Origin of the sequence: Actinosynnema sp. NPDC023587 (genome assembly GCF_040640215.1) — a bacterium.
Classification (GTDB): domain Bacteria; phylum Actinomycetota; class Actinomycetes; order Mycobacteriales; family Pseudonocardiaceae; genus Actinosynnema.
Genome location: NZ_JBFABG010000002.1, coordinates 204,175 through 218,893, shown reverse-complemented (window position 1 = coordinate 218,893; position 14,719 = coordinate 204,175). Strand labels below are relative to the sequence as shown.

The 14,719-nt window shown below is 72.2% G+C and carries 13 protein-coding genes; 9 read left to right on the top strand and 4 right to left on the bottom strand.

Going from position 1 to position 14,719, the window contains the following annotated elements; translation table 11 throughout:
• Positions 1–68: 68 nt before the first annotated feature.
• The 4 genes from AB0G01_RS06070 to secA all read left to right on the top strand — a co-directional run bounded on the left by AB0G01_RS06070 (position 69) and on the right by secA (position 7,687).
• Entirely contained in the window at positions 69–1,808 is a 1,740-nt protein-coding gene (locus tag AB0G01_RS06070; RefSeq protein WP_360940246.1) for an LpqB family beta-propeller domain-containing protein, read from the top strand.
• Positions 1,809–2,030: 222 nt separating this feature from the next.
• Positions 2,031–2,528: a phosphoribosyltransferase gene (locus tag AB0G01_RS06065; protein ID WP_360940244.1), complete on the top strand. Its 498-nt coding sequence runs from the start codon at positions 2,031–2,033 to the stop codon at positions 2,526–2,528.
• A gap of 430 nt (positions 2,529–2,958) precedes the next feature.
• Positions 2,959–3,654: a ribosome-associated translation inhibitor RaiA gene (gene raiA, locus AB0G01_RS06060; protein ID WP_360940242.1), complete on the top strand. Its 696-nt coding sequence runs from the start codon at positions 2,959–2,961 to the stop codon at positions 3,652–3,654.
• Positions 3,655–4,807: 1,153 nt separating this feature from the next.
• Positions 4,808–7,687 carry a preprotein translocase subunit SecA gene (gene secA / locus AB0G01_RS06055; RefSeq protein ID WP_360940240.1) on the top strand — a complete coding sequence of 960 codons (2,880 nt, stop codon included), beginning with the start codon at positions 4,808–4,810 and terminating at the stop codon, positions 7,685–7,687.
• 95 nt (positions 7,688–7,782) lie between these two features.
• On the opposite strand, the gene AB0G01_RS06050 is transcribed toward secA, so the two are convergent.
• On the bottom strand, positions 7,783–8,109 hold the full coding sequence (locus tag AB0G01_RS06050; protein ID WP_360940238.1) for an Rv3235 family protein: 327 nt from the start codon (positions 8,107–8,109) through the stop codon (positions 7,783–7,785).
• 63 nt (positions 8,110–8,172) lie between these two features.
• Between AB0G01_RS06050 and AB0G01_RS06045 the strand changes: the two genes are divergently transcribed.
• Complete coding sequence (locus tag AB0G01_RS06045) at positions 8,173–8,598, top strand: HAD-IA family hydrolase (protein ID WP_360941218.1); 426 nt, start codon at positions 8,173–8,175, stop codon at positions 8,596–8,598.
• A gap of 410 nt (positions 8,599–9,008) precedes the next feature.
• Here the strand turns inward: AB0G01_RS06045 and AB0G01_RS06040 are convergent, their stop codons facing one another.
• Positions 9,009–9,752 carry an RNA methyltransferase gene (locus tag AB0G01_RS06040; RefSeq protein ID WP_360940236.1) on the bottom strand — a complete coding sequence of 248 codons (744 nt, stop codon included), beginning with the start codon at positions 9,750–9,752 and terminating at the stop codon, positions 9,009–9,011.
• A 300-nt stretch (positions 9,753–10,052) separates the two neighbouring features.
• Here AB0G01_RS06040 and AB0G01_RS06035 point away from each other — a divergent pair, with 300 nt between their 5' ends.
• Genes AB0G01_RS06035 through AB0G01_RS06025 form a run of 3 tightly spaced genes read left to right on the top strand, consistent with a single transcriptional unit; the run spans position 10,053 to position 12,593 of the window.
• Positions 10,053–10,709 carry a phosphotransferase gene (locus tag AB0G01_RS06035; protein WP_360940234.1) on the top strand — a complete coding sequence of 219 codons (657 nt, stop codon included), beginning with the start codon at positions 10,053–10,055 and terminating at the stop codon, positions 10,707–10,709.
• 10 nt (positions 10,710–10,719) lie between these two features.
• A complete protein-coding gene (locus tag AB0G01_RS06030) occupies positions 10,720–12,105 on the top strand; it encodes a wax ester/triacylglycerol synthase family O-acyltransferase (protein ID WP_360940232.1) in 1,386 nt (461 codons plus the stop codon).
• Positions 12,102–12,593 (top strand): hypothetical protein, encoded by a 492-nt coding sequence (locus AB0G01_RS06025; protein WP_360940230.1) that lies wholly within the window; start codon positions 12,102–12,104, stop codon positions 12,591–12,593. Before AB0G01_RS06030 ends, AB0G01_RS06025 begins: the two co-directional genes overlap by 4 nt.
• Positions 12,594–12,644: 51 nt before the next feature.
• On the opposite strand, the gene AB0G01_RS06020 is transcribed toward AB0G01_RS06025, so the two are convergent.
• Positions 12,645–13,013: a VOC family protein gene (locus AB0G01_RS06020; RefSeq protein WP_360940228.1), complete on the bottom strand. Its 369-nt coding sequence runs from the start codon at positions 13,011–13,013 to the stop codon at positions 12,645–12,647.
• 252 nt (positions 13,014–13,265) lie between these two features.
• Between AB0G01_RS06020 and AB0G01_RS06015 the strand changes: the two genes are divergently transcribed.
• Positions 13,266–13,571, top strand: a complete 306-nt coding sequence (locus AB0G01_RS06015) for a hypothetical protein (RefSeq protein ID WP_360940226.1) — start codon at positions 13,266–13,268, stop codon at positions 13,569–13,571.
• Between the two features lie 147 nt (positions 13,572–13,718).
• Here the strand turns inward: AB0G01_RS06015 and rsgA are convergent, their stop codons facing one another.
• Positions 13,719–14,705, bottom strand: a complete 987-nt coding sequence (gene rsgA / locus AB0G01_RS06010) for a ribosome small subunit-dependent GTPase A (RefSeq protein WP_360941215.1) — start codon at positions 14,703–14,705, stop codon at positions 13,719–13,721.
• Positions 14,706–14,719: the final 14 nt, after the last annotated feature.

Below are 14,719 nucleotides of genomic sequence, written 5' to 3'. Positions count from 1 at the left end.
CCGGTGCCCGGGTGGGGTGTGCGGTTCGTGGAGCGGTGGCGGGGAACCGCCGGGGTGGGGGAGGTCCGGTGAAGCGGTTGGTCGCGGTGGTGGCGTGCCTGGTGGTCCTGACGGGGTGCGCCGCGATCCCCACGCAGACGACGCCCATCGCGGTCAACCCGTCGGCCGGCAACGCCACGGAGGCCGCCGCCCCGAAGCCCACCAAGGGCATCGACCCGCTGAGCCTGGTCCGCGAGTTCGTCAACGCCGCCGCGAACCCCGACGCCGACTACGCCGCGGCCAAGGCGTACCTCACCGAGGACGCCAGGAAGAACTGGAACACCAAGGTCACCCCGACCGTCATCGACACCACGTTCAACACCGTCCCCACCGGTGGCGACCAGGCCGCGGACGACAAGCACCGGACGGTGACGCTCCAGGGCAAGAACGTCGGCTCGCTGGAGGTCGACAACTCGTTCGTGCAGCGCGTCGGCGACGTCACCGCCCCGATCGGCATCGAGGCCGACAAGGACGGCGAGTGGCGCATCGCCGACCCGCCGCCCGCCATCTACGTGCCCCTGGTCGGCTTCCAGGCCAACTACCGCCGGGTCACCCTCTTCTTCTTCAACCCGGACTTCGGCGTCCTCGTGCCGGACCCCCGCTACGTCGTGGTCACGCCGTCCACCTACATCCCGCGCCGGGTGACCGAACTGCTGCTCAAGGGCCCCGCCGTGGGCCTGAGGGGCGCGCTGGCGACCGCCATCCCCAACGGCGCGGCGCAGCGCAAGGACACCCACGAGGCGGACGACGGTGCGCTGGAAGTCGACCTGACCAAGGTCGGCGACCTGACCGCGCAGGCCCGCAAGCTGGTCGTGGCCCAGGTGGTGAAGTCGCTGGCGGGCGTGACCAGCAGCCGCATCCGGATCCTGGTGGAAGGCGCGCCGATCTCCGCCGACCAGATCGAGTGGCGGCCGGCCGACGTGCAGTCCGGCGAGGCCCTGATCACGCCGGACGCCGACCTGAGCGGCCTGGTGGCGACCGGTGGCCTGGTGCGCAGGCTGGTCGACGGCGAGCCGGTGAAGGGGCCCGTCGGTACCGGCGAGTACCAGGTGGTCAGCGCCGCGCAGTCGTTGGACGGCACGGAGCTCGCCGTGGTCAGCCGGGTGGACCCCAGGTCCGTGCGGCTGCGGGTGGGCAACCTGGAGGAGGCGCTGGCCGCCGTGGACCTGCCCGCGTCGACGCTGACCCGGCCGACGTGGCTGCTCAGCGGACGGCCGGGCGATCCGAGCGCCGAGGTGTGGACGGTCGTGGACGGCGCGAACGTGGTGCGGGTCAACCGGACCGACGCCGGGTGGACCGCGAACGCGGTGAACGCTACCGAGCTGACCCTGTTCGGCGCGATCACCGAGCTGCGGCTGTCGCGCGACGGCACGCGCGTCGCCGCCGTGGTCGGCGGGCGGCTCGTGGTGGCGGCGGTGGTGCGCGGGACGGATTCGTCGGTGTCGCTGCGGCTGGCGCGCAACCTCCAGCCGACCCTGCTGGGCACGGCGACCATCGCGGTGGACTGGCTGGCGCAGGACGTGCTGGTGGCCAGCACGTCGCTGGCGTCGTGGCCGATCGCCAAGGTGAACATCGACGGCCTCAAGATCGAGCGCTACAACACCTCCAACCTGAACGTGCCGGTGAGCTCGGTGACCGCCGCGCCGGGCCGCAACGTGGTGGCCGTCGACCAGAGCGGTCTGTGGAGCGCGGGCGACGTCGGCGACGTGTGGCGGGCGAGTACCGCGGTGAAGGTCGAAACGGGTGCCCAGGCTTTCTATCCCGGCTGATTTCTGAGAGCCTCCTTCAAGGGGCTCTCAGCCGGGCTTTCGCGCGGCCGAAAATTGTCGTACCCCGCGGGCATCCTCGATCACGTGCTGATCACCCTGCTGTTCCCGCCCCGTTGCGCCGGCTGCCGAGTCGAGGGCGCGCGCTGTTGCCCGCGGTGCCTCGCCGCGTTCGGCCCGCCCCGCCGGGTCCCCGTGCCCGGCAAAGGCCCGCCGGTGTTCGCCTTGGCCGATTACCGCGGCCCCGGCCGGGAACTCGTCCTCGCTCTCAAAGAGCGCGGGCGGCGTGACCTCGTGCCGGTGCTGGGCGCGTTGGTGGCGGCGGCCGTGCCGGAACTGCCGGGCTATCCGGGCGGTAGTCGGAATTGGTGGCTGGTGCCCGCCCCGTCACGCCGCGCAGCCGTCCGCCGGCGCGGTGGCTCCCACTTGCTGGGAATCGCGCGGTGCGCGGGTCTGCCGGTGGCGTCCGCGCTGGCCTTCGCGCCGGGCGTGGCGGACTCCGTGGGGCTCGGCGCGGCGGCCCGGAGGGCGAACCTGGCGGGGCGCGTGCGGCTCGTCCGGAGCGGTCTGCCACCGCCCGGATCGGAAATTCTGGTGCTGGACGACGTGGTCACGACGGGTGCGACCGCAACCGCGTGCGTTTCCGCGTTGAAGATCGCCGGGTTCGGGGTACCCGCCGTTCTCACGTTGACCACGACTCGCGGATCCCACCCACACGGGTGATTCCGCATCGGGAACCCCGCGAGCCGTTCGACCGTTGGGCGGATATGAGGCGCTTGCAGAGGCTGTTCGGCGCAGTGGACGAGCCGACGTCTGTCGGTCGAATGCTGGACCGTTCGGGTGAGCTTCTGCCGGCGCACGATCCCCGCGTGCCCGCGTGGCGCACCGCCGGTACCGGTTTTCCGTCGCTCAGCGTCACAGCGGGAAAATCATGGATTTCCCCCGCCCCGGGGGCTGTCGCAGCGGCGAATACCGGGCTAACGTGCACCGCTATCAGCGTTCCCGGCCCGCGGGGAGGAGGCGAACAGCCCATGACCCTGGCACCGGTGGAGCGTTGAGGACAACCCTCGACGACAACTCGCGAAGGCGATCGCGGGACCGGTGCCGCAGCGATCCAAAGCCACAGCTCGCAGCAACGCGAGGGAGGTCGTGTATGGACATCGTCGTGAAGGGCCGCAACGTCGAGGTGCCCGATCACTACCGGGTGCACGTCGTCGAGAAGCTGGCCCGGCTTGAGCGATACGACCGCAAGGTCATCCGCTTCGACGTGGAGCTTTTCCACGAACCGAACCGCAGGCAGTCCAAGAACTGCCAGCGGGTGGAGATCACGGGCAACGGTCGAGGCCCGGTAATCCGATCCGAAGCGTGTGCGGGCGACTTCTACGCCGCCCTGGATTCCGCGGTCAGCAAGCTTGAGAGCCGGTTGCGCCGCTCGCACGATCGTAGGCGGGTGCACCACGGGCGACGGGGCCCGACTTCGGTCGCCGAGGCGACCAGCGGACTGGCGGCGGTACCGCCGGTCACCACCGAGCACAACGGACAGGCGCAGGGCCTGTGGCTGGGACACACCGCGGTCCTCGAAGCCACCGACGAGCCCGACCCGGCCTACGAGGGCACGGCGGAAGTGCCCTCGCAGCAACGCTGGGACGAGGCCGGCGACGAAAACCTGCCCGGCCAGATCGTGCGCGAGAAAGAGCACGCGGCCAAGCCGATGACCGTGGACCAGGCCCTCTACGAGATGGAGCTGGTCGGCCACGACTTCTACCTGTTCGCCGACGCGGCCTCCGGACGCCCGAGCGTCGTCTACCGCCGCAAGGGCTTCGACTACGGCGTGATCAAGCTGGTCTGAGGGAGGCCGACCCCCACCCCAAGACGTTCGCGACCCCCGGCGTCCTCTGCACGCCGGGGGTCGTGACCCGATCCGCACCCGACCGGCAGCGCACCACCGCGCCGATCGACTCCTCTCCCCTCCCCGGACCGCCGGCCGGCGACGCGCCGACCGTCCTCGCGGACGCGGACGCGGACGCGGCCCGGTCTACCGGTCACCCGCGCCGAAGCGCCGAGCGTCTCTCGCGGACGGGGCCGGCCTGTCGGTCGCCCGCGCCGACGCGCCGACCGTCTCTCGCGGCCCGGCCTGCCGGTCGCCCGCGCCGACCGTCCCTCGCGGACGGAGCCTGTCGGTCGCCCGCGCCGACACGCCGATCGTCATCGCGCACCTCGCCGACTCCGTCAACTGGTAAGCGTGCCCCTCTCCGGCCGCACCGGGCCCGCGCTCCGGCCATCCGGTCGTCGCTCCGCGCTCTCCCCTCCCCGGACCGCCGGCTGGAGACGTGCCGACCGCCCCTCGCGGACGCGGCCCGGTCTACCGGTCACCCGCGCCGACCCGGCCTGCCGATCACCCGCGCCGAAGCGCCGAGCGTCTCTCCCGGACGGGGCCGGCCTGTCGGTCGCCCGCGCCGACGTGCCGAGCGTCATCGCGCACCTCGCGGACTCCGTCAACTGGTAAGCGTGCCCCTCTCCGGCCGCACCGGGCCCGCGCTCCGGCCGCCCGGCCGTCGCTGCGCGCTCTCCGGCACCCGCCCCGCCCGTACCGCCGCACGACCGGCGAACCGGCCCTCGACCGCACGGCGGACGGCCGGGCACGCGGTCGCCGACCCGTCCGGCACCTTCGCCCCCACCAGCGGCAACCGGCCGACTCGCGCGTCCCCACCTGCCACCGACGGGTGGAACCGGGACGTGGTCTCCGACACGTCCCCGGCCCCTCCACACCCCACCCCGACGCCCGCCAACCCACCCGGAAACCAGTGGGGCCAAGCGATCTCCGGGTCGGCTCGGCGGGGGTCCCGCACGGCGTTCCGCACCCCTTCCTACCTGTGTCTGTGCACACACCTTCCCGACTTGCCTACGATGGCGGGTGGTGTGGGTTCGTCATGGCCGTGGCGAACCGCTGGAAGGCGCTCGTTCGCGGGCGCGTCGCGATGAGGTAATGAGGTCGACCCGAGATGGTGCTGTCCCGACTGCTCCGCGCCGGCGAAGGCAAGATGCTCAAGCGCCTGCGCAACATCGCAGCGCACATCAACAACCTCGAAGACGATGTCGTCGACCTCTCCGACGCGGAACTCCGCGCGAAAACGGAGGAGTTCAAGAAGCGCCACGCCGACGGCGAGACGCTGGACGAGCTGCTCCCCGAGGCGTTCGCGGTGGTCCGGGAGGGCGCGAAGCGCACCCTGGGCCAGCGGCACTTCGACGTCCAGTTGATGGGCGGTGCGGCGCTGCACCTCGGGCAGATCTCCGAGATGCGCACCGGTGAGGGCAAGACCCTGACCTCCGTGCTCCCCTCGTACCTCAACGCCCTGGCCGGTGAGGGCGTGCACGTCATCACGACCAACGACTACCTGGCCAAGCGCGACGCGGAGTGGATGGGCCGCATCCACCGCTTCCTCGGCCTCACCGTCGGCGTGATCCTCTCCGAGATGACCCCCGAGCAGCGGCGCGCCGCGTACGAGGCGGACATCACCTACGGCACGAACAACGAGTTCGGCTTCGACTACCTGCGCGACAACATGGCGTGGAGCCGGGAGGAGATGGTCCAGCGCGGCCACTTCTTCGCGGTCGTCGACGAGGTCGACTCGATCCTGATCGACGAGGCCCGCACGCCGCTGATCATCTCCGGCCCGGCGGACCAGTCGTCCCGCTGGTACGTCGAGTTCGCGCGGCTGTCCACGCGGATGAAGAAAGACGTCCACTACGAGGTGGACGAGCGCAAGCGCACGATCGGCGTCTCGGAGCAGGGCGTCCAGTACGTCGAGGACCAGCTCGGCATCGAGAACCTCTACGACTCCACGAACACGCCGCTGGTCGGGTACCTCCAGAACTCGATCAAGGCCAAGGAGCTGTTCGCGAAGGACAAGGACTACATCGTCCGCAGCGGCGAGGTCCTGATCGTGGACGAGTTCACCGGCCGCGTGCTGGCGGGCCGCCGCTACAACGAGGGCATGCACCAGGCCATCGAGGCCAAGGAAGGTGTGGAGATCAAGGCGGAGAACCAGACGCTCGCCACGATCACCCTCCAGAACTACTTCCGGCTCTACTCGAAGCTCGGCGGCATGACCGGTACCGCCGAGACCGAGGCCGCCGAGTTCCACCAGACCTACAAGCTCGGTGTGGTGCCGATCCCGACCAACCGCCCGATGCAGCGCCGGGACGAGGCCGACCTGGTCTACAAGACCGAAGAGGCGAAGTTCGAGGCGGTCGCCGAGGACATCCTGGAGCGACACGGGAAGGGGCAGCCGGTCCTGGTCGGCACGACCAGCGTCGAGCGCTCCGAGTACCTGTCGAAGCTGCTGGTGCAGAAGAACGTGCCGCACGAGGTGCTGAACGCGAAGCACCACGACCGCGAGGCGCTGATCATCGCGAAGGCGGGCCGCAAGGGCGCGGTCACCGTCGCCACCAACATGGCGGGTCGCGGTACCGACATCGTGCTGGGCGGCAACCCGGACATCATCGCCGACCACGAGCTGCGCGAGCGCGGCCTCGACCCGGTGGCCATGCCGGAGGAGTACGAGGCCGCCTGGTCGAAGCTGATCGAGGAGATCTCGACCCAGGTCAAGGCCGAGGCGGACGAGGTCCGCGAGGCGGGCGGCCTGTACGTGCTGGGCACCGAGCGCCACGAGTCGCGGCGCATCGACAACCAGCTCCGCGGTCGTTCCGGCCGGCAGGGCGACCCCGGTGAGTCGCGGTTCTACCTATCCCTCAAGGACGAGCTCATGCGCCGCTTCAACGCGGCCATGGTCGAGAACGTGATGACCCGCCTGCGGGTGCCGGACGACGTGCCGATCGAGCACAAGATGGTCACCCGCGCGATCCGGTCCGCGCAGACCCAGGTCGAGCAGCAGAACTTCGAGATCCGCAAGAACGTCCTCAAGTACGACGAGGTCATGAACGAGCAGCGCAAGGTGATCTACGCCGAGCGCCGCCGCGTGCTCGACGGCGAGGACCTGCGCGAGCAGGTCGAGCACATGATCACCGGCGTGGTCGGCGACTACGTGGACGGTGCGACCGCCGACGGGTACGCCGAGGACTGGGACCTGGACCAGCTCTGGACGGCGCTCAAGACGCTGTACCCGATCACCCTGGACCACAAGGCGCTGCTGGAGTCCGACGACGAGGACCTCACCAAGGAGTCCCTGAAGTCGAAGCTCCAGCAGGACGCGCTGGCCGCGTACGAGGCCCGCGAGGCCGACATCGACGGCCGGGTCGGTCCGGGCGCGATGCGCGAGCTGGAGCGCCGCGTGCTGCTGTCCGTGCTGGACCGCAAGTGGCGCGAGCACCTCTACGAGATGGACTACCTGAAGGAAGGCATCGGCCTGCGCGCCATGGCGCAGCGCGACCCGCTGATCGAGTACCAGCGGGAGGGCTTCGACATGTTCAACGGCATGCTCGAAGCGCTCCGCGAGGAGATCGTGGGCTTCCTGTTCAACCTCCAAGTCGAGGCCGCCGAGCCGGAGCCCGCGCCCGAGCCGCCGGTGCAGGTGTCGATCGCGGCCGGTGCCGGTCAGTTGACCGGCAGCCGGGCCCGCGCCCGCGCCGCTGCGGCGGCAGCCGCCGAGCAGGACGCGGTGAGGGCGCAGGAAGCGCCCGCCGGCCCGGCGTTGGCGCAGTTGGCCGGCGGCGACGCCATCCCGCCCGCGCTGCGCGGCAAGGGGTTGGACCACCGGGGCGGCCGGCAGGGCCTGACCTACAGCGGCCCGTCCGAGAGCGGTGACGCGGAGACCAACGACGAGGAGCAGCAGGGCGGCGGTGGCCAGGGCGGCACCCGCAAGGAACGCCGCGCGGCGGCCCGTGCGCAGGAAAAGGCGAACCGCAAGGGTCCGCGCCAGTAGGAATGCGCTGTGCCGAATGCCGCCGGGTCCACCGACCCGGCGGCATTCGCTTTTCCGGACCTCGGGATTCCGTTGGCGGGGCACGGCGGAATCCGTCACGGCAACACGTGGAATTCCGTGCAGCGCCACCGGCCGTCGGCCCACTCGACCCGGGCGGCCAGGGCGCGGACCCGGCCGCCCTGGTTGATCAGCACGCCGCACACCTCGGCGGTCCGCGCCCCGGTCGGGCACCACCGGGTCGCGCCCAGCCGCACGGTCCGCAGCACGGCCACCGCCCGCCCGACCCCGACCGCCGCCGGAGCGGTGAGCGCCGGGGCCACCTGGCGGCGGGGACGTCGGCCGGCCACGGCCTCGACCACGGCGGCCACCAGCCGCCGGGCCCGGCGGTGCGCGGTGGGCGTGCGGGCGCGCAGGACGCGCATCGGGGATGACATGCTGAACCGAGCCGCCGCACGCCGGCGGGGTACCGGGATCACCTGGTGGAGGTGGGTGTGCGCGGATTGGTGCTGGACTTCGGCGGGGTGCTCACCGATCACGGCGAGGACGGCGAGGTCGGCGCGGTGACCGAGCCACCGCTGGTCACGGCCGCCCGGCGGGCCCGCCGGCACGGGCTGCGCACCGCGATCCTGTCCAACGCGGACGGCCTGTGGGCCCCGCCGGACGAGTGGCGGGACCTGTTCGACGTCGTCATCACCTCCGGCGAGGTCGGGTACGCCAAACCCGACCGCCGGATCTACCTGCTCGCCGCCGCGCGGCTCGGGCTGGACCCGGGCAGGTGCGTGTTCGTGGACGACCTCGCGGTGAACGTCCGGGGCGCGGCGGCGGCCGGCATGGTCGGTGTGCACCACCGGTCCGTGCGATCCACCCTTGAGGAACTCGAAGTTCTGCTGGAGGTCCCCCTCCAGGGGTAGTCGGTGACGGTCCGCTGCGGTTCGACCACTCGTGCGGTGAATTGCCGGTAATCCGTTCGCCCACGTACGTTCGATTCAGTCGAAATCGACGGACATGTGCACAGTGGAGCCGATGACGGGGTTTTCGGTGTTCCGCGACTTCGGGTCGGCGGACCGACACCCGTGGTGGTGCACCGCGCAGCCGGGACCGTGACACCACGCCGGCGATGCCGCCCACGCGGGTTCGGACGTCGGGCGCGGAACGCCGGGGCTGATCGGGACGGCGCACGTCGAGGAGCACGTTCTCGACCGGTGATGACGTCAGGTCGCCCACAGTGAAGCGGCGCGGGCGTCGGAGTGGCCCTCCGGTGCCCGCGCCGCCGCTCAACCGCCCGTCGCCGCTCAGCCCCCGCCGCCGCGTGGCCGGCAGCTCAGCCGTGCCGCCGGACCACCTCGAAGCAGAGCACGGCGGCGGCGCTGGCGACGTTCAGCGACTCGACCCCGGCCGCCATCGGGATGGACAGCCACCCGGTGACGTGCGGCCGGACCTCCTCGGAGATCCCGTCGGTCTCGCTGCCCAGCACGTACACCGCGCGTTCCGGCAGATCGGCGCTGAAGATCGTCTCCCGCGCGCCCGCGTCCAGCGCGAACACCGGGTACCCGGCGGCCGTCAGCTCCGCCGCCGCCTCGCCGGCCGTGGCGCACTTGAGCACCGGAGCCCGGAACGCCACCCCGGCGGACGCCTTCACCACCAGCGGATCGATCGAGGCGACCCCGCGCCGGGGCACGACGATCCCGTCCATGCCGGCGGCGGTCGCGGTGCGCAGGATCATGCCGACGTTGGCGGGCGTGGTGATGCCGTCCAGCAGCAGCACCCGCGCCGGCCGCGCCTCCAGCGCGTGCGCGAGCGGCAGCATCCGGGGGGCGACCACGTCGGCGAGCACGCCCTGGTCGTGCCGGCCGTTGCCCGCCAACACCTTCACCCGCTGCGCGGTGGCCCGCTGCACCCGCACGCCCCGCCGGCCCGCCGCGTCCAGGATCTCCTTCGCCGCCGGCCCGCGCGCACCCTCGGCCAGCAACACCTTGTCCACTTCGAGCCGGGGGTCGTCCAGGGCTTCCAACACCGGCTTGCGGCCGTAGACGGTGACGAACCGGTCCTTCGGCGAGATTTCCACTGGATCATTCTGCCCCGCCTTCGGCGGGGCGGCGTGGCCGCCTGGAAGTCGGCAGTCCGGGGCCTCTCTCACGACGATCGAAAAGCGTGATCGTCGTGAGAGGGGACCCGGACTCCCGACGCGGCCACGCGGGAGGGGGCGGGTTTTAGGGATGTGGGGAGGGAAGGGGGAGGGGAAGGCGCGAGGGGAGGGGAGGGGAGGGGCTGGGTTCAGGAACGTGTGTGTATGTGGGTGGGGGATGGGGGGCGGTAGCACCCGTTTGGGGCTTGCTTCCGGGGCGGCAATCATGATGATCGTCACATGACCCCGCGCAACGAGGCGCACCGTCTGCTGGCCAGCGGCCAGGAGGCGGACGTCTACCTGCGGTCGGACGGCCTGCTGCTCAAGCGCAGCCGGGCCGGGCGCGACCTGGAGCCCGAGGCCCTGCTCATGCGGTACCTGCACGCGCGCGGCCTCCCCGTGCCCAGGGTGCACGACGTCGACGGCAGCGATCTGGTCATGGAGTACGTGCCCGGTCCTCGGATGTCGCAGGAGTTGGACGCCAGGCCGTGGCGCGCGGCTGCGCTGGGCCGTGAGCTCGCCGACCTGCACCGCCGCCTGGACTCCGTGGACGCGCCCGACTTCCTGCCCGGGGAAGGCTTCCTGCTGCACCTGGACCTGCACCCCGGCAACGTGGTGCTCGGCCCGGCGGGGCCGGTGGTGGTCGACTGGACGTCGGCGCAGCGCGGGGACCGCCGGGTGGACGTGGCGCTGAGCTGGCTGGCGATGGCGGTGGCCCCGCTCCGGCCGTTCAAGCGGCTGGCCCGGTCCCGGCTGGTGCGCGGGTTTCTCTCCGGCGTGGACCGCGAGGTGCGGCGGGCGATGCCGGCCGCCGCCGAGATCCGGCTGGCGCGGCACACCCGGGACCCGATCGAGGTCAGAGCCGTGCGCAAGCTCGTGGAGAGGTGCAGCGACTAGCCTGGCAGCCATGCCCGACCGCCTGTCCGCGCTGGACGCCTCATTCCTGTACCTGGAGGACTCCACGACGCCGATGCACGTCGGTGGGGTGGCGGTGTTCCGCCTGCCGAAGGCGGGTTTCGACTACGACGGCCTGGTCGACCTGATCGAGCAGCGGTTGTCCCTGGTGCCCCGCTACCGGCAGAAGGTCGTGCACGTGCCGGGTCGGCTGGCCCGGCCGGTGTGGGTGGACGACCCGGACTTCGACGTCACCTACCACGTGCGCCGGTCCGCGCTGCCCAAGCCGGGCAACGACGGGCAGTTGCACGACCTGGTGGCGCGGCTGATGTCCCGCCCGCTGGACCACTCCCGGCCGCTGTGGGAGATCTACCTGGTGGAGGGCCTGGCCCGGAACCGGTCGGCGGTGATCACCAAGACCCACCAGGCGATGGTGGACCACATGGGCGCGCCGGAGATCGGCCAGGTCATCCTGGACGTGTCGGCCACGCCCCGGCGGCCGGTGGAGTCGCTGTGGATGCCGCAGCCCGAGCCGAGCGGTCTGCAACTCGTCGCGGACGCCGTCGCCGAGGTCGTGCAGCGGCCCGGCGAGCTGGTGGAGAACGTCCGCAGCGCGGCGGTGGACACCGTCGCCACGGTCCGCAAGGTGGCGGGCGCGCTGGGCGGGCTCGCGTCGGTCGTGCGGACCGCCGCCACGCCCGCGCCGGGCAGCCCCCTGAACGTCCGCATCTCGCCGCAGCGCCGGTTCGCGGTGGCCCGCACCCGGCTCGACGAGTTCCGCGCCATCCGCCGCGCGCACGGCGGAACCGTCAACGACGGGGTGCTGGCGGTGGTCTCCGGTGCGCTGCGGAACTGGCTGCTCTCGCGCGGCGAGGTGGTCACCGCGCAGACCACCATGCGCGCGATGGCCCCGCTGTACGTCCGGGACGACGACGGGAGCGGCAGCCAGGTGGCGGCCTACCTGGTCGACCTGCCGGTCGGCGAGCCCAACCCGGTGGTGCGGCTGCACCACGTCGGCCACGCCACGCGCGCCCACCAGGAGTCCGGCCAGCAGGTCGCGGCGCAGACCCTGGTGAAGTTCTCCGGCTTCGCGCCGCCGACCCTGCACGCCCTGGGCGCGCGGGCGGCCAGCTCGTTCTCCCGGCGGCTGTTCAACGTGGTGGTGACCAACGTGCCCGGTCCCCAGGTGCCGCTGTACGCGGCCGGGGCGAAGATGATCGAGATGTTCCCGGTCGTGCCGCTGGCCAAGAGCCAGGCGTTGTCGATCGGCGTCACCTCGTACGACGGTGGTGTGTACTTCGGCCTGAACGCCGACCGGGACGCGATGTCCGATGTGGACGTCCTGGCGGCGATGGTCGAGGAGTCCGTGGAGGAACTGATGGGAACGGTGTCTCAATGAGGGTTTACCTCCCGGCGACCGTCGCGATGCTGCGCGACCTGGTGGAGCGCGGCGAGTTCGCGCCCGTGGGCGGTACCGGCTTCGCGCTGACCCCCGCGCTGCGCGAGTCCTACGCGACCGGCGACACCGAGGAGCTGGAGTACTCGGCGATGCTCGACGCGTCGCGCGCGTCGCTGCGGCTGCTGTCCAACGAGGAGAAGCCGGTGCCCCGCCGCGCGGTCGTCTCGGTCGACGTCGAGGACGTGGCCCTGCGCCCGGACCTGGACTTCTCGGTGGTGAAGATCGTCGGCCCGGTGCCGCTGAAGCTGATCGCGGCCGTCCACCTGGACACCTCCGACGCCGAGGACGCGGTGCGCGAAGCCGTGGACGTGGTCGACGCGGCCGACCTCGGCGACCCGGACGCGGAATTCGCGCTCGGCGAGGCCGAGGACCACGAGCTGGCCTGGTACGCGGCGCAGGAGCTCCCCTTCGTGCTGGAGCTCATGTAGCGGTGTCGGACCCGCGCCACCTCACGGAGGTGGCGCGGGTCGGCCGGACCCTCACATGCCGGGAGCGGGCTGCCACAGCTCGATCCGGTTGCCCTCGGGGTCCACGACCCAGCCGAAGCGGCCGAACTCGGAGTCCTCGGTCTGCGGGAGGATCTCCACGCCGCGCTCGCGCAGCCTGCCCAGGAGGGCGTGCAGGTCGTCCACGCGCAGGTTCAGCATCGCGCGCTGCCCCGGTTCGCCGAAGTAGTCGGTGTCGTTCGCGAACAGCGCGAACGTCGTCGTCTCCTCCCGCACCCAGTGGAACGTCACCGCTCCGTGCTCGCTCATGGGCACGCCGAGGTTCGCCCGGTACCACTCCGCCAGCCGAACCGGGTTGCGGGCACGGAGGAAGACCCCGCCGATGCCGGTCACTTTCGCCACGGCTGCGCACCGTACTACCGCGTGCCCCGAGGGTCGCGGGGACGCGGTCACCTCGGCACCCGAACCGGCCGCCGAAGCGGTTCGGGGTTCCGCACCCGGCGGTTCCGGGCGCGGGTCCCGAGCGGCTCGATCGTCGGTGTGCGGCGGTGGACCAGGCCGCGCGTCATCGAGGAAACCTCCGTGCCGCCCACCCGCCACGGGTAAGCTCACCCGGGTCGAGCCCACCGATCGCGGGGAAGGGGACCGGACCGGATGGACCCCGTCACGTTGATCGTCGGTGCGGCCATCGCCCTGGCCGGGTTCGGCCTCGGCCACCTGACCGGCCACCGCCGCCGCGAGCCGTTCGAGCCCCGGCCCGCGATCTGCGAGGGTTGTCGGCACGGCCTGTCGTTCCACGACGAGAACGGCAGGTGCCACGGCATCACCAAGAGCACCAACAAGTACCTCGGCTCGCACGACGTCCAGTGCACCTGCGTGCAGTACGTCGGCGAGATCCCCGCCGATCGGGTGCTCGCCTCCTTCACCCCGCCCACCCTGCCGCCGGCCGACAAGTCGTAGCCGGCCGCGCCGGGGTCCGGCCGCGCCGGGGCCGTCGCGCCGGGAATCCGCCGTCCGGTGCGCTGTCGTGCCGTGCGGACCCGGATCGGCCCGCTCACCGGGGACCGGGCGGCGGCCCGGTCCCCGGCGGTCGGTGCCGCCCGCGCGTCAGTCGTACTCGTCGTACTTCCCGCGCGACTCCAGCAGCCGGCGCAGCGAGGCGAGGCGTCCCGCCGAGGCCACTCCGGTGGTGACCAGCTCGTCCAGCACGCAGTCCGGGTCCGCCGGCGCGCCCAGGTGCCCGCACCCGGACGGGCACTCCTCGGCCATCGCCCTCATGCCCGGGAACGCGCCGACGATGTCGTCCGGCGTGATGTGCGCCAGCCCGAACGACCGGATGCCCGGCGTGTCCACGGCCCACCCGCCCTCGGGCAGCGGCAGCGCCACCACCTGGGTCGACGTGTGCCGCCCCTTGCCGACGCCGCTCACCACGCCCACCGCCCGGTTCGCGTCCGGCACCAGCTTGTTCACCAGGGTCGACTTGCCGACCCCGGAGTGCCCGATCAGCGCGGACAACCGGTTGGCCAGGCGCGTCCGCAGCTCGTCGGGGTCCACGTCGGAGCGGGTCACGACCACCGGCAGGTCCAGTTCCGCGTACGCCGCGATCAGCTCGTCCGGCGGTGCCAGGTCGGACTTGGTCAGGCACAGCAGCGGGGTCAGCCCGCCCGCGTAAGCGGCCACCAGGCACCGGTCGATGAAACCCCGGCGCGGCTGCGGGTCGGCCAGCGCGGACACGATCACCAACTGCTCGGCGTTGGCCACCACCACCCGCTCGAACGGGTCGGTGTCGTCCGCCGTGCGCCGCAGCACCGACCGCCGGTCGGCCACCTTCACGATGCGCGCCAACGTGTCCGGCTGCCCGGTGGTGTCACCGACCAGTCCGATCCGGTCGCCCACCACGACCGGGGTGCGGCCCAGTTCGCGGGCCCGCATGGCGACCACGAGCCGCTCCGGGTCGTCGCCCACCGCGCACGTCCACCGCCCCCGGTCCACCGCGACCACCATCGCGGTCACCGCGTCGGCGTGCTCGGGGCGGCGCTTGCTGCGGGGTCGGGTGCCCTTGCCGGGGCGCACCCGGACGTCGGACTCGTCCATCCGGTGCCAGTCGC